The organism is Leifsonia sp. McL0618, assembly GCF_049994905.1.
Lineage (GTDB): Bacteria > Actinomycetota > Actinomycetes > Actinomycetales > Microbacteriaceae > Diaminobutyricibacter.
This window is the reverse complement of the sequence record NZ_CP188258.1, coordinates 3,357,704-3,375,852: the sequence shown is the minus strand read 5'-3', so window position 1 is coordinate 3,375,852 and position 18,149 is coordinate 3,357,704. Positions and strand designations below refer to the sequence as shown.

Sequence of the window (18,149 nt, the reverse complement as noted above, 5' to 3'; positions counted from 1 at the left end):
GTGAGCATCACCGGGGAAGGGAATCGACATGGCTCGACCGACCAACGCAGACCTGTTGAAGCGCATCGAAGAACTCGAGGCCGAGAACACCGCTCTCCGGATGCGCGAAGAGGGAAGCTCGACGGAACCGCTCGAACCGATACCCCCGGCACCGCCCCTGAGGAAGCAGCGCGGCTGGGGATGGACCCTCCTCGCAACGGTCCTCATCCTGATCGGGGCGATCCTCGCACCGGTCGCCGTGGTCGCATCGTGGGCGAAGGTGCAGCTCACCGACACGGACACGTTCGTCGCGACCTATGCGCCGCTGGCGAAAGACCCCGGTGTACAGGCGTACGTCACGAACCAGGTCGTCGACGTCATCAACCAGCAGGTCGACGTCAATCAGATCACCAGCAACGTGATCGACGGCATCACATCCCTGGGCACCGGGCCGGCGGCCACGAAGGCGCTCGAAGCGATGAAAGGGCCTGCCGCGCAGGGCCTCCAGTCGCTCATGCACACCGCAGTGAACAATTTCGTGACCTCGAGCGCCTTCGCGGACGTCTGGACGGCGGCGCTCAAGGTGAGCCATGCGCAGCTCGTCGCGACGATGCAGAACAATCCGAAGGCGGCGATCGCCATCGGCTCCGACGGCTCGATCGGCATCCAGCTCGGGCCCATCATCGACAAGGTGAAGTCAAGGCTCGTCAGCCAGGGAATCACGTTCGCCTCCCAGATACCGACCATCGACAAGACGATCACCGTTGCCCAGTCCGATTCGATCCCCACCGTGCAGCTCGCCTACAACCTCGCGCTCGTGGCCGGTGCGTGGCTGCCCTGGGTGGCGATCGCGTTCCTCGCTGCGGGGGTGCTCGTCGCGCGGCGCCGGGCGGTCGCCCTCATCTGGGCCGCCATAGCACTCGCGCTGTCGATGATCATCGTCGCAGCCGGGTTCGCGATCGGCAGGATCGTCTTCATCGCGTCGGCGTCACCGTCCCTTCTGCCGTCCAACGTCGCGCGCACTCTGTTCGACACGGTCGTTGGGGCCATGCGGGACACCACGGTGGCCGTGCTCGTACTCGCGATCGTCGTGGCCGTCGTCGGCTGGTTCGCGGGCCCGTTCGAAGTGCCGCGGAAGTTGCGCGGCTTCTATGTTGCCGGAGCTACGCGGCTTCGCCACGTCTCCGAGGAGCACGGGATCTCGACCGGACGCGTGGGGGAGTGGATCTATACGCAACGGGTGCTGCTGCGGATCATCATCGCGGTCATCGCTTCGGCGATCGTTCTCTTCGTCCGGCCCATCACCCCGTCGCTCACGATCTGGACCCTCGTGATCTCCGTCGTCGTGATCGCCATTCTGGAACTCGTGCAGCGACCCGTCGCGACGGTGCCGAAGGAGGCCGACGAAGACACTCCCGTCGTTATGACCGGCTGAGTGGCGACGCCGTGGGGAGCCCTTTCCGGGAGCTCGCCGACCGCGCGAAGTGTCTGCCGAGCGTCGCCGGGTTCGCCGGGTAGGCTCCAGCGGAGATGAATCGTACAACCGTCGCCCTGCTTGCAGCCCTCGAGGCGGTCATCGTCGCAGCGGTCGGGCTGGGCATCGTCCTGGTTCCGTTGACGATCCTCTGGGCCGCTCAGTACCACCTCGCTGTCGACTGGTTCATCTTCTGGCGCGCCGCCGGCGACATCTGGCTCGTGGGGCATGGGGTGAACCTCACCGTCACGCTCGACTCGGTGACCGCCGCGACGCTCGGCCTGCCCGGCGCTGCCGTGCCGTTCCAGGTCACCATCGCCGCTCTCGGCTTCGCCCTGTTCACCGCTGCGTTCGGCGTGCGCACGGGGCTCCGCGCATCCGAAACCGCCTACCGGGCCACTGGCGTCGTGACGGCCCTCGCCGTGTTCGCCGGCCTGGCCGCCCTTGTGACACTCACCTGCTCGAGTGCTCTCGTGCGCCCGTCACTGTGGCAGGGTGTACTGCTTCCTCCGTTCGTCTACGGGATCGGCATCGCGATCGGCATCGGCGCAGGTCTCGCACGGCGGGAGCGGATGCGCAGGGCGGCTTCGAGCGACACCGCACCGGTTCCGCGGGCAGGCCGTCTCGCATCCGGGCTCAGGATGCGGCTGGACGCCCTTCCACCCGCACTGCGATCGGGCGCCGCGGCGGCAGCGCGTGGGGGGACGGCGGCGGCCGCGCTGATCATCGCCGGTGCGGCGCTCGTACTCACCGTGCTCGTCGTCGTCGACTTCGGCACGGTCGTCGGACTCTATGAGCGACTGCAGAGCGGCGCGCTCGGTGGCGCTGCGCTGACGATCGGACAGGCCGCGTTCATCCCCAATTTCGTCATCTGGACGGCAGCCTGGCTGATCGGGCCTGGGTTCGCGATCGGAACCGGCTCCTCGGTCGGACCGGTCGCCACCCAGCTGGGCCCGATCCCGACCGTTCCGCTCTTCGGGGTGCTGCCGGCGGGCACCCTGGCACTCGGCTTCCTCGGTCTCCTCATCCCTCTCCTTGCCGGCTTCGTCGCGGCCGTCCTCCTGCGCTCGCACGTCAACCGGTCGGCGACGGTCCATGGACCGGGCTGGGTATTTTTCACGGCGCTCGGCGTCGGTGCTGTTGCGGGCATCGAACTCGGGCTGCTCGCCTGGTGGTCGGCCGGTTCGCTCGGACCGGGGCGCCTGCACGACGTCGGTCCGAATCCGTGGATGGTCGGGCTGCTCGCGGCGGCGGAGGTCGCCATCGCGGCAGGCGTCGGGATGCTGGCAGGAGGACGAATACGTCGATGAGTCCCTGGCGCCTGCCGTCGGCGGTCCTGGCGCCCGCAGGGCGACGGGTAGGCTGAGGGGGTGCTTTCGCTCGTGGTCCTGATCTCCGGCGGCGGGTCGAACCTGCGCGCACTTCTCGAGGCTTCTGAAGACGCCGAATTCCCCGCGCGGGTGGTGGCGATCGGAGCCGACCGCGACGCAGACGGGCTCGCGTACGCCGAGGAGTTCGGCATCCCTTCGTTCACCGTTCCGTTCTCGTCGTTCGAGAACAGGGAGGAGTGGGGGGATGCCCTGCTGGGCCAGATCCTGCAGTGGGGCCCAGACCTGGTCATCCTGTCAGGATTCATGCGGCTGCTCCCGCCACGCGTGGTCGCTGCCCTTTCGCCGCGACTGATCAACACGCATCCGGCCTTCCTGCCCGAGTTCCCTGGCGCCCACGGCGTTCGCGACGCGCTCGCCGCGGGCGCGACCGAGACCGGGGCCAGCCTCATCGTCGTGGACAACGGCGTCGACGCGGGCCCGATCATCAGCCAGGAACGCGTCGCCGTACTGCCCGGAGACACCGAGACGAGCCTGCATGATCGCATCAAACCCGTCGAACGCCGCCTGCTGATCCAGGCTGTCCTCGACATCGCCAACGGATACATCGACCTGAAGGAGCTTGCGCGCGCATGAGCGGACCCCGTCACGACCCGAGCCTCTACCGCGAACGCGACCTCGTCCCCGTGCGGCGTGCACTGGTGTCGGTCAGCGACAAGACCGGCCTGATCGAGCTGGCGGACGCACTCGTCGCCGCCGGCGTTGAGATCGTCGGCACGGGCACGACGGCGACCAGGATCCGCGAGGCGGGCTACCCCGTGACCGACGTGGCGAGCGTGACCGGTTTCCCCGAGCACCTCGACGGACGCGTTCGAACGCTTCATCCGGGCATCCACTCGGGGCTGCTCGCCGACCTGCGGCTGGCGTCGCACGAGGCCGAGCTCGCCGAGCTGGGCATCAAGCCGTTCGAACTCGTGGTCTCCAACCTGTACCCGTTCGTCGAGACCGTCGCTTCCGGGGCAGCGGGTGACGACGTCGTCGAGCAGATCGACATCGGCGGCCCGGCGATGGTTCGCGCATCGGCGAAGAACCACGCGAATGTGGCGATCGTCGTGTCGCCTGCCGACTACCCGCGCATCCTCGAGGCGATCGCTGACGGCGGCACCACCTTCGAGCTGCGCAGGGCGCTCGCCGCCAAGGCGTTCGCCCACACGGCCGCCTACGACGCTGCCGTCGCCGCCTGGTTCGCAGGCGAAGCGCCGTCGACGGACGACTGGCACGAGCGGTTCGCGGTCGAGGCCGAACTGAAGCAGACTCTGCGTTACGGGGAGAACTCCCACCAGGCGGCCGCGCTCTACGTCGACCCTGCCGGCCGCGGCATCGCCCAGGCCACCCAGCTCGGCGGCAAGGAAATGTCGTACAACAACTACGTGGACGCCGACGCAGCCCTGCGCAGCGCCTTCGACTTCGCCGAGCCGGCTGTCGCGATCATCAAGCACGCGAATCCGTGTGGCATCGCCGTCGGCACGGATGTGGCGGATGCGCATGCCAAGGCCCACGCATGCGATCCGGTCTCGGCTTATGGTGGCGTCATCGCAGCCAACCGCACCGTGAACCTTGCGATGGCGCAGGCCGTCAAAGAGATCTTCACCGAGGTGCTGATCGCGCCCGACTTCGAGCCAGCGGCCCTCGAGCTCCTGCAGACGAAGAAGAACCTGCGGCTGCTCCGGCTTCCGGCAGACTACGCGCGGCCGATGACAGAGTTCCGCCAGATCTCCGGAGGGGTCCTCGTGCAGGATTCCGACCGGTTCGACGAGTTCTCGTCGGAAGGCTGGCGGCTGGTCGCCGGCGAAGAGGCAGACGTGCAGACGCGCGCCGATCTCGAGTTCGCATGGAAGGCGTGCCGGGCGGTGAAGTCGAACGCGATCCTCCTCGCGCACGACGGCGCATCGGTGGGTGTCGGCATGGGACAGGTGAACCGCGTGGACTCGTGCAACCTGGCCGTGGCTCGCGCAGGCGGCAGGACAGCGGGTTCTGTCGCGGCATCCGACGCGTTCTTCCCCTTCGCCGACGGCCCAGCCATCCTCATCGAAGCCGGGGTCGCCGCCATCGTGCAGCCCGGCGGTTCGATCCGCGACGAAGAAGTGATCGCTGCGGCGAAAGAGGCCGGCGTGACGATGTACTTCACCGGGGAGCGGCACTTCTTCCACTGATCCGGAGCCAGAACGTGTGACCGCGGGCTGTCGCAGTTGGTCGCAGTTGGTCGCAGTTTCGTCTAGGTGTTGGTCAGCAATGTATGGCACAGTAGTGATGTCGGTATCTTGACTGGTGCCGAAAGTGACCACCTTGGAGTTCCTGCGGATAGTGGGGCCGGGTGGTCGCGCCGTTTAAGGTCCGCGGGTGATCCAGTCAATCGTGCCGTGTAGCAGGGCCAGATAGTGCGACCGACCGAGTCGGCGGTCAACAACTGCGCCACATACGGCGTCCGGGATCCAGAGCAATGGTTCGAATGGACCGTCGCGATGAGTGACTTCCATGTCGGCGGAAATGGTGCCGTCGACGCGCATCGTCTTGACCATGGTGCGGTCGCGGTGGTTGGAGCCGAGCCCACGGGACTCGAAAACTACTGCGTCGACACCCATATGATCCAGTCGCGCGAGGAGGAGGCGCATGCATAGTCGCCGGTGTCTCTCGTCCTTTGTCTCGGGTGGTTCGACGCTCTCGACAATGACATGCATTGCTTCAATTCGGGCGATCGTTTCGACGATGCGAGTTCGGTCTGACTCGCCGGCTTCATACCAGTGCAACTTGCGCGCGTGTGCCGGTTTGAGTTCGAGCAACAATGATCGGCATTCACTGAGCTGGTCGGTAAGAGGAATCGTTGCAGCCAGAATGTAAACATTTTGAAGCTCACGGCCGCTACCGCCGGATTCGTCGATATATGCCGTTACCACCATTCGATTCTTTCAGCGCCCTCGAGCTGAGGGAAATGCATCGCGCTTCCGCGACACCAGCGCCGAGCGAGCTCTGCTCGCGAGGGGTGCGAAAAGTGACAAAATAGGTTGCGGCCCACCAGGCCGCCAACTACTGTCACGATCCCACGAGGAGACAATGATGTCCGCCATGCCCATCGACCTGACCGCCACCACCGGCGACAACCTGCCCCACGAGCGAGTGCTCGTCGTCAAAGGGGTGAGGAGTGGTCTCACGATCAGCATCGCGGTCCACTCGACTGTTCTCGGGCAGGCGCTCGGCGGTTGCCGCGTGTGGACGTACGACAACTGGGTCGAAGCCTTCAACGACTCGCTGCGCCTCGCTGAGGGCATGACGATGAAGAACGCTGCCGCCGGCCTCAACCGCGGCGGCGGCAAGACCGTCATCTACGTGCCTCGGGGAACGGTGCTGAGCGCCGCGGAGCGCCGCGACGCCATGCTGGACCTCGGTGACGCGATCGAGAGCCTCGACGGCGCCTACATGACGGCGGAGGATGTCGGCACGTCCGCAGAGGACATGGCCGTTGTCGCCACGCGCACCCGCCACGTCTGCGGACTTCCGTCGTCGGAAGGCGGCGTCGGCGAGCCGAGCGATGCGACCGCTGCGGGCGTGTACGCGGGCCTGCTCGCCACGCTCGACGAGGTGTTCGGCAGCCGCGAGGTCGCCGGCCGGCGCATCACCGTGCTCGGCCTCGGCCATGTCGGCTCGATCCTCGCGATGCGCCTCGCCGCCGAAGGTGCGGTGCTGACCGTGACCGACGTCAACCCGGTCAAGCGTGCCCTGGCCGAGACGCTCGGCGCGACGTGGGTCGAGCCGGAGACGGCGCACCTGGTCGAGGGCGACCTGTTCGTTCCGGCCGGAGTCGGGGGAGTGCTCACCGATGAGGTGATCGACGAGCTGCGGGTGAAGGCCGTCGTCGGTCCCGCGAACAACCAGCTCGCCACACGAAGCGGTGCTGAGCGCCTGCGTGCGCGGGGGATCGTCTGGGCCCCCGACTTCGTGGTGAACGCTGGCGGCGTGATCTTCCTCTCGATGATGAATGAGGACGAGCCGTCGGCAGAAGCCACGCGGGAGCGCGTCGACGCCATCGGCGACATCGTGTCGCACGTGTTCCGGGTCGCGCGCGAGCGCGGGATCACGACCCTCGAGGCTGCGGAGGACATCGCGCTCGCACGCCTGCGCGAGCCAGCAAACGCATAGAAAGGCTCCGCTAGGGTTGATCTTCATGACCAACTCGCTGGGCCGCAGGCTCGTCGCTTCCGCAATTTCTGCGTTCGTCCTCGCGTTCGTCGCGCATGTCGCGATGATCCTGTTCTTCACGATCGGCAACCTCGGGAGCACGGCCGGGACTTCGTGGGCGTTGGTCGTGAGCGTCAGCAACCTGTTCTCGCTGGCGAGCGTCTTCGTGTTCATCCTCCTCGTGGTCGCCGGAGTGATCGGTGCGTTCGCCCGCTGGTGGACCGCACTGATCGCCGGCGTCCTCGTCGGTGTGATCTCCGCGCTGGCGAACACGCTGATCGTGCTTCTGAACCAGGGCAGCGCATTCTCGGGCGGCCTTCTCGGGTATGCGCTGAGCACGCTCGTCGGGCTGAACCTGCTCTTCGTCGTTCTGGTGACCGTCCTCACCCCGACGTTCGGGCGCTGGCTCTACGGGCTGATCATCGACTACTCGGGGGGCACACGCAGGGGCGCACGAATCGCGCTCGTGCGCATCCCGGCTTCGAACCTGGTCGACGGGCTCACCACGCACATCGACCGGGAGCCGGTCGATCCGGAGCGTGCCGACCAGCAGTGGGACGGCTATGTCGCAGCCCTGGCGGCAGCCGGCTGGGAGACGGTCGAGGTCGCCCCGGCGGATGCCCTCGCCGACTCCGTCTTCGTCGAGGACACAGCGGTCGTCTTCGGCGAAACCGCGGTGATCACGCGGCCCGGCGCAGACTCACGCCGTGACGAGATCACGGGGACCGAGGCCGCCCTCCAGGCGCAGGGACTCGCCATCGAGCGCATCCAGGAGCCCGGCACGCTCGACGGTGGAGACGTGCTGAAGGTCGGATCGACCGTGTTCGTCGGCCGCGGCGGCCGCACCAACGCGGAGGGCATCCGGCAGCTGCGCGCCCTCGTAACGCCACTCGGCTACACCGTCGTGGCTGTTCCGGTGACGAAGGCGCTACACCTCAAGACCACGGTCACCGCGCTTCCCGATGGCACGGTCATCGGTTACGAGCCGCTCGTCGACGACCCGTCGGTGTTCGGCCGATTCCTCGCAGTGCCGGAGGCGAACGGCACCGCTGTTGTCGTCCTGTCCGACGACACGCTGCTCATGTCGGCGTCGGCACCGCAGTCGGCGGCCCTGGTCGCAGACCTCGGCTACAACGTCGTCACCGTCGACATCAGCGAATTCGAGAAGCTCGAGGGCTGCGTGACCTGCCTCTCCATCCGCATCCGGGGCTGACCCGACCGTTCCAGAATTCGTCCTTGCACTCGGCAGCCTTGCGGTTATATTCTGTAAGGCTGCTTCCGGTCGAAAAGGACCTTACGTGGCTACCGACGTGAACAACATACGGGCTCAGGAGGACGCCATGACGACAGAAACCACCACACCGACCACGGTCGTGTACGAGGGTGCTGTCACGGGCGCCCTCCGGCTGCGTCCATCCACGTCCCCGGCACTCGAAGCGGCCCGGTAACTACCGGAGGACACTGCGCTCCAGGAGGCACTGAACTCCGGAGACACTGCACTCCCCGAAGCCACCGCTCTCCCGGCCACCGGCCGGCGATCGATCCGGGTCCGTGACGGACCTGCCCCACAACCGCCCCTCGTCCGGCGATTTCCGCGCCCTCGTGCGCCCTTCGCCGACCCGAACTTCACCTCACAGCTCCATCACGAAACCACAAGGAAACCGGTCGCCCATGTCTGCTCCTGCTGGACACCAGCATCCACCACACGAATCCAAACCCACCATGAGCACGTTCCGCACGCTCATGCGCATCTTCCCGTTCGCAAAGTCGGCGCTGCCGCGCATCGTGCTCGGGATGGTCGCAGCGCTCCTGGCGAGCCTGGTCGCGCTCGCTATCCCGCAGGTCCTGCGCTGGCTGGTCGACGGCCCGCTCGCGACCGGCGATTCGTCCCAGGTCTGGCCTGCGGCGCTGCTTGTCGTCGGCCTCGGCGCTGCGGAAGCCGTCTTCATCTCGCTCCGGCGGTGGTTCGTGCTCACCCCGGGAACCCACGTCGAAGCGAAGCTGCGCAACGGCCTGTACGCCAAGCTGCAGGACCTGCCTGTCGGGTTCCACGACCGCTGGCCGAGCGGCCAGCTGCTGTCGCGCGCGGTCAGCGACCTCAACCTCATCCGGCGCTGGATCTCGTTCGGTCTCGTGCTGCTCGTCGTCAACGTGATCACGATCGTCGTCGGCTTCGGCATCCTCATCGCCTGGAACTGGATTCTCGGAACGATCTTTCTCGTGTGCTCAATTCCGCTGTGGATCTACGGGTTCATCTTCGAGGGGAAGTACTCGACGATCGCCCGGCGCAGCCAGGACCAGGCCGGCGACCTCGCGACGGCCGTCGAGGAGTCCGTGCATGGCATCCGCGTGCTCAAGGCGTTCGGCCGGGGCAAATACGCCCTCAAGAATTTCGAGTCGCAGGCGGAGCAGCTGCGCGGCACGGAGATCGAGAAGGCGAAGGCGATCGCGGGCATCTGGCTGTGGCTGCTGCTCGTACCGGACATCGCGTTCGGCCTGTGCCTCGTCGTGGGCGTCTGGCTGGCCGCGCAGAACCAGCTCACCGTCGGCGAACTGGTGGCGTTCTTCGCGACGGCGACCGTCCTGCGGTTCCCCATCGAGTCGATCGGCTTCCTGCTGAGCATGACGCTCGACACCCGCACGGCCGCCGACCGGTTCTTCGACGTGATGGACACCGTCAACACGATCACCGACCCAGAGAACCCGAAGACCATCGCGAACCCCCGCGGCGAGCTGGTGTTCGACGCCGTGCACTTCCGTTACCAGGACTCGCCCGAGCGCTTCCCCGACCTCCTCGATGGGATCGACCTCACGGTCGAGCCGGGAGAGACGATGGCGCTCGTCGGACTGACCGGTTCGGGCAAGTCGACACTCACCGCCTTGACCACGCGGCTCTACGACGTGACCGGTGGCAGCATCCGGATCGACGGCGTGGACGTGCGCGACCTCAGCCGGTACGACCTCCGCAAGCACATCGCGATGGCGTTCGAGGATGCGACGCTGTTCTCGGCGTCGGTGCGCGAGAACGTGCTGCTCGGCCGCGACGACATCGACGTGCGCTCGCCGGAAGCGGACGGGCAGCTGAAAGAGGCGCTGGAGATCGCGCAGGCGGCGTTCGTCTACGACCTGCCGGATGGCGTCGAGACGAAAGTCGGCGAAGAAGGCCTGAGCCTGTCGGGTGGCCAGCGTCAGCGGCTGGCGCTCGCGCGCGCGGTCGCGGCCAGGCCATCCGTGCTCGTGCTGGACGACCCGCTGTCGGCGCTCGACGTCGACACGGAGGCGCTCGTCGAGGCGGCCCTGCGCCGCGTACTCGCGGCAACGACCGGCCTCGTCGTCGCGCACCGTCCGTCGACGGTCATGCTCGCCGATCGCGTCGCGCTCCTCGAAGGAGGGCGCATCACCGCCGTGGGAACGCACCACGACCTGCTCGCCACCAGTGAGCACTACCGCTTCGTCATCTCGAGTCTCGAAGACGAAGAAACCGAAGAGATCCTCCAGGAGGTGAACCTGTGACGACCGTAGTCGGAGTCGAAGGCGAAGAACGCAACGACTTCACGAAGGCGGAAAGCCGGCAGATCCGGCAGCGCTCGCTGCACCTGCTCGGGTCATTGATGCATCCGCTGCGTATGCGACTGGTGCTGACGGCGATCGTCGTCGTCGTCAGCACGGCCGCCCAGGTGGCGGGCCCGGCGATCATCGCGTTCGGGATCGACAACGGCCTGCCCGCGCTGATCGACAACAACTGGTTCCCGGTTGCTGCAGCCGGCCTGGCCTACCTGGTCACCGGCGTGATCGGTGCGGTGCTCATCGCCTGGTACACCGTGCTGAGCGCCCGCATCAGCCAAGCGATCCTGATCGACCTGCGCAAGCGAGTGTTCCTGCACACCCAGAAGCTGAGCCTCGAGTTCCACGAGTCGTATACGTCCGGGCGCATCATCTCGCGCCAGACGAGCGACCTGGATTCGATCCGCGAGCTTCTGGACTCGGGCATCAACCAGCTCGTCCAGGGCTTCCTGTACATGCTGTTCATCGCGATCGCCTTGTTCACGCTCGACTGGGTCAGCGGTGTGGTGCTGCTGTGCTCGCTGCTGCCCCTGTACCTGCTCACGCGCTGGTTCCAGACCCGCTCGCAGAAGCTGTTCCGCATCTCGCGAGTGGCATCGGCGAAGCTGATCGTCCACTTCGTGGAGACGATGACGGGCATCCGTGCAGTGAAGGCGTTCCGCAAGGAGAAGCGCAACGAGGAGCAGTTCGGCGGCCTCGTCGAGGACTACCGCGACGTGAACGCCCGCGTCATCCAGCTCTTCGGGATCTTCGACCCCGGACTCGTGATGATCGGCAACGTCACCGTCGGCGTGGTGCTGCTCGTCGGCGGCTTCCGGGTCGCCGACGGCCAGATGGCCATCGGTGCACTGCTTGCAGCGCTGCTCTACACCCGGCGTTTCTTCGACCCGATGGAGGAGATGGCGATGTTCTACAACTCCTACCAGTCGGCCGCTGCGGCGCTCGAGAAGATCTCGGGTGTGCTCGAGGAGGAACCGACCGTTCCCGACCCGGCGAAGCCGGTCGACCTCTGGGAGTCGCGTGGTCACGTGTTCTTCGACGACGTGCAGTTCGCGTACAAGAAGGACCGCATCATCCTGCCGGACTTCACACTCGATATCCCCGCAGGACAGACGATCGCCCTCGTCGGATCGACGGGCGCCGGCAAGTCGACGCTGGCGAAGCTCATCTCGCGCTTCTACGACCCGACAACCGGATCGGTGCGCCTGGACGACGTCGATCTGCGTGACCTGCACCCGAAGGACCTCCGTCGCGCGATCGTCATGGTCACGCAGGAGGCCTACCTGTTCAGCGGGTCGGTCGCCGACAACATCGCGCTCGGCAAGCCCGATGCGACGCGTGAAGAGATCATGGATGCTGCTGCCGCCGTAGGAGCGGACGACTTCATCCGCGGTCTTCCGAACGGGTACGACACGGATGTCAACAAGCGCGGGGGCCGCGTCTCGGCCGGGCAGCGCCAGCTGATCTCGTTCGCGCGGGCGTTCCTCGCGAACCCGTCGGTGCTGATCCTGGACGAGGCGACCAGCTCGCTCGACATCCCGAGCGAGAGGCTCGTGCAGCAGGCCCTCCAGACCCTGCTCGCGGACCGCACCGCGGTGATCATCGCGCACCGGCTCTCGACGGTCGCGATCGCCGATCGCGTCCTCGTGATGGAACACGGCCGCATCGTCGAAGACGGAACGCCCGACGACCTGATCGGCGGCACGGGGCGCTTCGCGCAACTCCACGCGGCCTGGCGGGACTCGCTCGTCTGATCAGGAGCCTGCGACACGACAGAACGGAACCCCCTTCCCGAAGCCCGGGAAGGGGGTTCTGTTCTGCAACTCACGTTGCATCAGGTGGTGGCGGGGAACACCGGGACCAGTGCTCCCGCCACCGAGGGCGCGGAGGGTGGGGTTGAGTCAGCCTGCCGCCGCCCTGGTCTGGATGGACTGTCTGCCGGAGTGCCTGCCGGTGTGGAAGATGCGGTGTCGCGTGTCGGCGAGGATGCGGAAGAACGGGCCGGACTCGTCCTGCTGCCCGTCGACGACGATGAGCGTCGCACCCGCATCGATCGATTCGCTCGCCTCGACCGGATCCACGGCAGCGCGCGACGACTCGGTCACCAGCGTCAGGCATCGGGATGCGACCAGACGGCCCGGCTCCGCCAGCAATGTCAGGCGGTCGGCCAGGGGAAGCAGCATGGTGCGAACGGCGCGTGCGACCTCCGCCAGCTCGACGGCAGAGCCGTGCGCGGCGGTGGGGAAATCGGAGCCGAGGTCGAGAACATCGAACCGGCAGCCGAGCGCGTTCTCGAGCTCGACCATGAGGCCGAGGGTCCGTGCGATCGCCGCAGCGTACGGCTGCGCGCCCCGGCGCCTGCCGAGGTAGAGGCTGAAGCCGTCGATCTTCACGCCGAGACTGTGCGCGAACCGCACGGCGCTCGCGGCCTCGTCGATGGCGACACCCCGCACGATCGCGGGGACCTGGGCTTCGCGGGCATCCGGAAACCGCAGCCGCAGGATCACGGCGACGTCGCCGGGGTAGCCGATGAACTTCTCCACCTCGGTCTGCGAGTCGACGACGAAGAGGCGCACGCCGGCGTTGTACGCAGCGAGGAGGTCCTGCGGATGCTTCACCGGATGCGTGTGGACCACCCGCACTGGATCGACTTTCGACCCCAGGACCGCCGCGAGCGCGCCCTCTTCGGAGACCTCGAAGTACCCTCCACACCCGGCGATCGCCGAGATCACTGCAGGGTGGGCGAGCGCGCTCGCGTCATAGTGGAACCGAACGAACGGGAATGTCGCCTGGAGTTCGCGATACCGCATGCGCGCCTTGTTCGGGTCGAGTACGAGCAGCGGAGCACCGTAGCGGGCCACCAGGTCGTCCAGTCGATCGATGTCGGTTCGCGAATGCGCGCCGGACCAGCCGGTTCGTCGTGCTTCGGCGTACATCTGGACGGGACCTCCACTCGTTGTGCGACCAGGGGAGCCTGCGTGTCGGGCCACGCAGGGCATCCCTCGGGTTCTGGTCGACGCACAACCGATATTCCTCCGCCGTGCGCGGCCGGGCATCGGAGCGGCCACCCGTTTACGGATGCGTGCTAGCCCGGATGCGCCGGCCGCCACCGGTGGCGAGAATCGATACATGAACCTGCGCGTTGTGATCGTCGACGACCACGCGCGATTCCGTGAGCAGGCCAGCGAGCTTCTCCGGCTCGAGAAGTTCACCGTCGTCGGGGCGGCAGCAACAGGCATCGGCGGTCTCGAACTCGCCCGGCAGCTGAACCCGGATTTCGTGCTTCTCGACATCGGACTTCCCGATACGATCGGATTCGACCTCGTTCCTGCGCTCCAGGCGTCGGGCGCCGCCGTCGTGCTCACCTCGAGCCGGGCGTTGCGCGACTACGGAACACGGGTGGAGGACAGCGGCGCCGAAGGGTTCATCAGCAAAGGCGAACTCACCGGCGACGCGATACGCAACGTTCTGGGGTGACCGATGGTGGTGCCGCAAAGGGGGTCCGGGTGGCCGACACCGTGAGGGTGGCGATCGCGGATGATGCTGTCCTGCTGCGTGAGGGCATCGGGCAGATCCTGCGGGCGGGCGGCCTCGAGGTCGTGGCCTCGGTCGGGTCTGCAGAAGAGCTGCTCGCCCTCGCCGCCGAAGACGACTCGCTCGATGCGGTCGTCCTCGACATCAAGATGCCGCCGACCCACACCGACGAAGGATTGCGCGCCCTCGAGGAGTTGCGGCGTCGCGGCTCGACCGTCGGCGTGCTGCTGCTGTCGATGTATACGACCGCGGCATACGCCATCCGCGCGATGAGTGCCGGCAGCGGCACCGGCTACCTGCTGAAGGATCGCGTGGCCGACGCGGACACGCTCGTGCACGCGGTGCGCACCGTCGCGTCCGGTGGCTCCGTCGTCGACAGCGAGGTCGTCTCCGCGCTCGTCGCGGGCCGCGTCTCCAGCAATGCCCTCGAATCGCTTTCGGAACGCGAGCGCGACGTGCTGGCCCTGATGGCAGAGGGACGTTCGAACCAGGCGATCGCATCCGCGCTCCACCTGAGCTTGCGAACCGTAGAGACCCATATCGGCCACATCATGTCGAAACTCGGCGTGGAGGACTCGGCCGAAGGGCACCGGCGGGTCCTCGCGGTGCTGCGCTTCCTCGGCCACGGGGCCTGAGGAGAAACTCATGGCGCGCCACTGGGTCCGGGGGATCGCGGTCGCCATCGCCATCGCGAGCAACGTCGGCGGCCAGCTCGCCGGACTGATCGTCAACGACTACGGCGACCGGCAGAACGGCGTCGGCTGGGACGTGACCTTCGTCGTCGTCGGCCTCGTGTACGCGGTGTGCGCGGTCATCGCCTGGCGTATCGTTCCCCGGCCCTCCCCGGGCTGGCTGATGGTCGGCGCGTCGATCTTCTGGTCGGCAGGCTCGTGGGGCCCGATCGCCCGCTCTGTCGGATGGGTGTGGCCGGTCGTATCCGGCGTGACAGACCTGTGGGCGGTGCTGGTCGGCATCCTCGCTCTCGTGTACCCGTCGGGCAGGCTGGTCTCGCGCTTCGATCGCTGGCTCGTGATCGCAGCGCTCGGCCTGTTCACGATCCGGTTCGTCGGCGTCCTGCTGGTCTACGCGCCGGCCGCGAACGACTGCGGCTGCGTACCCAACTTCTTCGCCGTGTTCCCGAACGCCGACGTCGACCGGGCGCTCGGCGCCGCTTGGCGTGTGTTCGGTGTGTCCCTGATCGTGATCGTGGCCGTGCGCCTGGCCATCCGCTGGTTCGGGAGTACTCTGCCCGCCCGCCGGGTGGCCTTCATCATGCCGGTCGCCCTGCTGCTCTGGGCGTACGCCTCGGTGCAGGATGCGATCGGCTACATCTTCGGCGCGCGGGTGCCCGAGCCGTTCGAGTTCATCCCGCCGTTCGCGATCGCCCTCGTGCCGATCAGTTTCGTCGCGGGCGTCATGTACACCCGTGGTCTGCGTTCACGCGTTGCGGACCTCGTCATCGTCGCGCGCGACAAAGTCGACCGCGGGCTGTGGGAGACGAGTCTCGCCGATTCGCTGCGCGACTCTTCGCTGCGCGTCTACTGGTGGGATGAGGTCACCGGCGGCTACGAGACGTCGGACGGCAAGCCGATGCCGCACGATCTGCCGGTCGCTCGCCCCGGCCGGTCGACGCTGGCGATCGGATCGGAGGACGACCCGATCGCTCTCATCGAACACGACGTCGCGCTCAGCGAGGACACGCGGCTGCTCGACGCCGTGTCGTCAGCCCTGCTGCTCTCGGTGGACAACGATCGCCTGCGTGCCCGCCTCGAACGCACGCTGCAGGAGGTTCGGGATTCCCGGCTCCGCATCGTCGAAGAAGGCTACAACGCCCGCAGACGACTCGAGCGCGACCTCCACGACGGCTCTCAGCAGCTTCTCGTCTCGCTGGCGATCGGACTGAGGATCGCCACCACGAAGGCGCAGGAGGCAGGCAACGCCGAAGTCATGCAGGACCTCGAGCGGTCGTCGTCGCAGCTGGCGGAGGCGCTGCGCGAACTGCGCGAGCTCGCACGGGGCATCCACCCGACGGTGCTCACCGACGGCGACCTGCGGTCGGCGCTGTCCGAGCTCGCCCTGCGCAGCCACGTTCCGGTCGAAGTCGTGGTCGCATTCGATGACCGCCTGCCCGACGTGGTCGAGGAGACGATCTATTTCGTCGTCGCCGAATGCCTCACCAACGCAGCGAAGCACGCCGAAGCACGCAACTGCAGCGTGAACGTGTCACGGTCGGATGGGGCGGTCACGGTGGTCGTGAAGGATGACGGACACGGCGGTGCGGTCGTCACTCCGGGAGGCGGCCTGGGCGGTGTGCGAGACCGGGTCGAGGCGGTCGACGGTCGCTTCGGGATGCAGAGTGTCGCGGGTCTCGGCACGATCATCGAGCTGACCATTCCGGTGCATGCGCCGGTGCCGGTGCCGGCCTCCGATTCGTGAGGCGTGCGCCTAACGGACGAGGTCCAGCACGGTCATCGCCGCGTCGGAAATGGCGGCGAGGACGCGCTCGATCCAGAGACGGAGCGTCATCGGTCCGGGGCGATTCACGACGGGGACTGGCCCTTGGCCGCGTAGACCTGGTCGCCGAGCGCGAAGGCGTGCCAGCCTCCCGGGCAGGAGACGGCGGATGCCGGCACCGTGTCGGCGGGCCACCACGAATCCTGGATAGGAGGCTTGGGCACCGGAGCGCTCGCCGTGCAGGTGCCGTCGGCGAAATGCTTCTTCGACGTGAACGTCAGGATCGCGCCACTGCCGTCGGTCTCGTAGTCGACGCGGATGGTCGTCGCATCGGCGGGAATCCAGGCGGGGGAGCCGAACGCTGAGGTCGCTGCGGTCGTGAAGTCGCTCTTGGTCGCGAAGATTTCGGACGACACGTTGGGTGAAAGCGACTGGAGGGCCGCGCATCCGCCGAGGGTGGCGACGAGCAGCGTGCTCGCGACGAATGCGAACGCGATCCTGGCTGGTTTCACTGAGGCTCCTGAAAACGAAAGGGTCGGTACTCCAGTCTCGTTGCCGCCGCTGTGGGACACATCAGCCTGCGGTATTGATCCTCCCAACCTAGGGGATGACATCGCTCAGGGACGCCAGCGTGCGACACGAAGGTCGACCCGGTACGGCGCATCGGAGTCGACACCGAGAAGCGGGGTCGACTCAGACCGGTAGTGCTGGAGTGCGAGGTGCTCGTGTCCCAGCGGCGGATGCCCGCTTGCGCGGATCACTCTCCACCACGGAACGTCGGCTCCGTAGTAGGCCATCACCTGACCGACGACACGCGCCGCCCGGGAGCCGAGCGCGCCGGCGACATCGCCGTAGGTCATCACGCGACCGGGCGGAATGCTCTCGACGATCGAGAGCACGTGCTCGACGAACGTGGGATCGGGTTGCACCGCCGGTGGCCGTTCGCGGCCGGTCAGAGGTCGAGCGCGCCGATGATCTCGCCGTACTGGGTCTCGCCGATCGGGTTGAAACCGCTGCGCACGAAGAAGGCCTCGGGGCCCAGTTCGCCCTGCTCCCAGATCACGAAGAGACGCGACTTGCCGCGGGCACGCGCCTCATCGGCCAGGGCCTGCACGGCGAAGGTGCCGATTCCGCGACCCTGGTCGTCGGCGTCGACGTTGATGCGCCAGAGGATCGAAGTGAACTCCTCGTGCTCGGCGTTGACGTCGAAGCTGCCCATCACGAATCCGACGACCTCCTCGCCGTCGGTCACGACCCGCTGCCACGTGGTCGCCGGGTCGTTCACGGCGGCCGCGGCCGAGTACGAGACAGGCGTGATGAACTGCTCCTGCCCGGGCTTCAGGCTCAGGGCGTTGGCCGCGACGATGTTCGACGCACTCAGCTCTTCAAGTCTTAACTCAGCCATATCGAAAGGGTAACGTGCGCGGCCGATCCGGGCATAGTCGTCAATTCCGCTGACAGCGGATGCATTCCTCGCTCAGGGCGAACGCATAACCGCCGGCGAATTTGTCTCGACGTCAAGATAGTTGGTTTGCTCGGGTAAGCTGTTCGTGGCCAAAACACGGCACAGACTTGAGGAGACC

At 67.1% G+C, this 18,149-nt stretch carries 16 protein-coding genes; 11 read left to right on the top strand and 5 right to left on the bottom strand.

Annotation, left to right across the window (positions count from 1 at the left end):
- Nucleotides 1-28: 28 nt before the first annotated feature.
- From ACPPVQ_RS16350 to purH, 4 genes are all read left to right on the top strand, one after another.
- Nucleotides 29-1,414: a hypothetical protein gene (locus ACPPVQ_RS16350; protein WP_426516195.1), complete on the top strand. Its 1,386-nt coding sequence runs from the start codon at nucleotides 29-31 to the stop codon at nucleotides 1,412-1,414.
- A gap of 95 nt (nucleotides 1,415-1,509) precedes the next feature.
- Nucleotides 1,510-2,763, top strand: a complete 1,254-nt coding sequence (locus ACPPVQ_RS16345) for a cell division protein PerM (RefSeq protein ID WP_426516194.1) — start codon at nucleotides 1,510-1,512, stop codon at nucleotides 2,761-2,763.
- Nucleotides 2,764-2,823: 60 nt separating this feature from the next.
- On the top strand, nucleotides 2,824-3,417 hold the full coding sequence (purN, locus tag ACPPVQ_RS16340) for a phosphoribosylglycinamide formyltransferase (protein ID WP_426516193.1): 594 nt from the start codon (nucleotides 2,824-2,826) through the stop codon (nucleotides 3,415-3,417).
- Entirely contained in the window at nucleotides 3,414-4,994 is a 1,581-nt protein-coding gene (gene purH / locus ACPPVQ_RS16335; protein WP_426516192.1) for a bifunctional phosphoribosylaminoimidazolecarboxamide formyltransferase/IMP cyclohydrolase, read from the top strand. The genes purN and purH overlap by 4 nt, the downstream gene beginning before the upstream one ends.
- Before the next feature lie 174 nt (nucleotides 4,995-5,168).
- Here purH and ACPPVQ_RS16330 read toward each other — a convergent pair whose 3' ends face one another.
- Nucleotides 5,169-5,735, bottom strand: a complete 567-nt coding sequence (locus ACPPVQ_RS16330) for a hypothetical protein (protein WP_426516191.1) — start codon at nucleotides 5,733-5,735, stop codon at nucleotides 5,169-5,171.
- A 160-nt stretch (nucleotides 5,736-5,895) separates the two neighbouring features.
- On the opposite strand from ACPPVQ_RS16330, the gene ACPPVQ_RS16325 reads away from it, so the two are divergent.
- The 4 genes from ACPPVQ_RS16325 to ACPPVQ_RS16310 all read left to right on the top strand — a co-directional run bounded on the left by ACPPVQ_RS16325 (nucleotide 5,896) and on the right by ACPPVQ_RS16310 (nucleotide 12,332).
- Complete coding sequence (locus tag ACPPVQ_RS16325; protein ID WP_426516190.1) at nucleotides 5,896-6,975, top strand: Glu/Leu/Phe/Val dehydrogenase dimerization domain-containing protein; 1,080 nt, start codon at nucleotides 5,896-5,898, stop codon at nucleotides 6,973-6,975.
- A 25-nt stretch (nucleotides 6,976-7,000) separates the two neighbouring features.
- Nucleotides 7,001-8,227, top strand: coding sequence for a dimethylargininase (ddaH, locus tag ACPPVQ_RS16320; RefSeq protein WP_426516189.1), 1,227 nt, complete (start codon nucleotides 7,001-7,003; stop codon nucleotides 8,225-8,227).
- A 509-nt stretch (nucleotides 8,228-8,736) separates the two neighbouring features.
- Complete coding sequence (locus ACPPVQ_RS16315) at nucleotides 8,737-10,527, top strand: ABC transporter ATP-binding protein (RefSeq protein WP_426516188.1); 1,791 nt, start codon at nucleotides 8,737-8,739, stop codon at nucleotides 10,525-10,527.
- Nucleotides 10,524-12,332, top strand: a complete 1,809-nt coding sequence (locus tag ACPPVQ_RS16310; RefSeq protein WP_426516187.1) for an ABC transporter ATP-binding protein — start codon at nucleotides 10,524-10,526, stop codon at nucleotides 12,330-12,332. Before ACPPVQ_RS16315 ends, ACPPVQ_RS16310 begins: the two co-directional genes overlap by 4 nt.
- Nucleotides 12,333-12,479: 147 nt before the next feature.
- Here ACPPVQ_RS16310 and ACPPVQ_RS16305 read toward each other — a convergent pair whose 3' ends face one another.
- Complete coding sequence (locus tag ACPPVQ_RS16305; protein WP_426516186.1) at nucleotides 12,480-13,514, bottom strand: hypothetical protein; 1,035 nt, start codon at nucleotides 13,512-13,514, stop codon at nucleotides 12,480-12,482.
- A gap of 193 nt (nucleotides 13,515-13,707) precedes the next feature.
- Here ACPPVQ_RS16305 and ACPPVQ_RS16300 point away from each other — a divergent pair, with 193 nt between their 5' ends.
- From ACPPVQ_RS16300 to ACPPVQ_RS16290, 3 genes are read left to right on the top strand one after another with little or no spacing between them, the layout of a single operon-like run.
- Entirely contained in the window at nucleotides 13,708-14,055 is a 348-nt protein-coding gene (locus ACPPVQ_RS16300; protein WP_426516185.1) for a response regulator, read from the top strand.
- A gap of 29 nt (nucleotides 14,056-14,084) precedes the next feature.
- Entirely contained in the window at nucleotides 14,085-14,747 is a 663-nt protein-coding gene (locus ACPPVQ_RS16295) for a LuxR C-terminal-related transcriptional regulator (protein ID WP_426516184.1), read from the top strand.
- 10 nt (nucleotides 14,748-14,757) lie between these two features.
- The gene (locus ACPPVQ_RS16290; protein ID WP_426516183.1) at nucleotides 14,758-16,548 is read left to right on the top strand and encodes a histidine kinase; all 1,791 of its coding nucleotides are present in this window, start codon (nucleotides 14,758-14,760) and stop codon (nucleotides 16,546-16,548) included.
- 104 nt (nucleotides 16,549-16,652) lie between these two features.
- On the opposite strand, the gene ACPPVQ_RS16285 is transcribed toward ACPPVQ_RS16290, so the two are convergent.
- The 3 genes from ACPPVQ_RS16285 to ACPPVQ_RS16275 all read right to left on the bottom strand — a co-directional run bounded on the left by ACPPVQ_RS16285 (nucleotide 16,653) and on the right by ACPPVQ_RS16275 (nucleotide 17,971).
- On the bottom strand, nucleotides 16,653-17,078 hold the full coding sequence (locus tag ACPPVQ_RS16285) for a hypothetical protein (protein ID WP_426516182.1): 426 nt from the start codon (nucleotides 17,076-17,078) through the stop codon (nucleotides 16,653-16,655).
- Between the two features lie 105 nt (nucleotides 17,079-17,183).
- Entirely contained in the window at nucleotides 17,184-17,495 is a 312-nt protein-coding gene (locus ACPPVQ_RS16280) for an MGMT family protein (protein ID WP_426516181.1), read from the bottom strand.
- Nucleotides 17,496-17,518: 23 nt separating this feature from the next.
- On the bottom strand, nucleotides 17,519-17,971 hold the full coding sequence (locus tag ACPPVQ_RS16275) for a GNAT family N-acetyltransferase (protein ID WP_426516180.1): 453 nt from the start codon (nucleotides 17,969-17,971) through the stop codon (nucleotides 17,519-17,521).
- Between the last annotated feature and the right edge of the window lie 178 nt (nucleotides 17,972-18,149).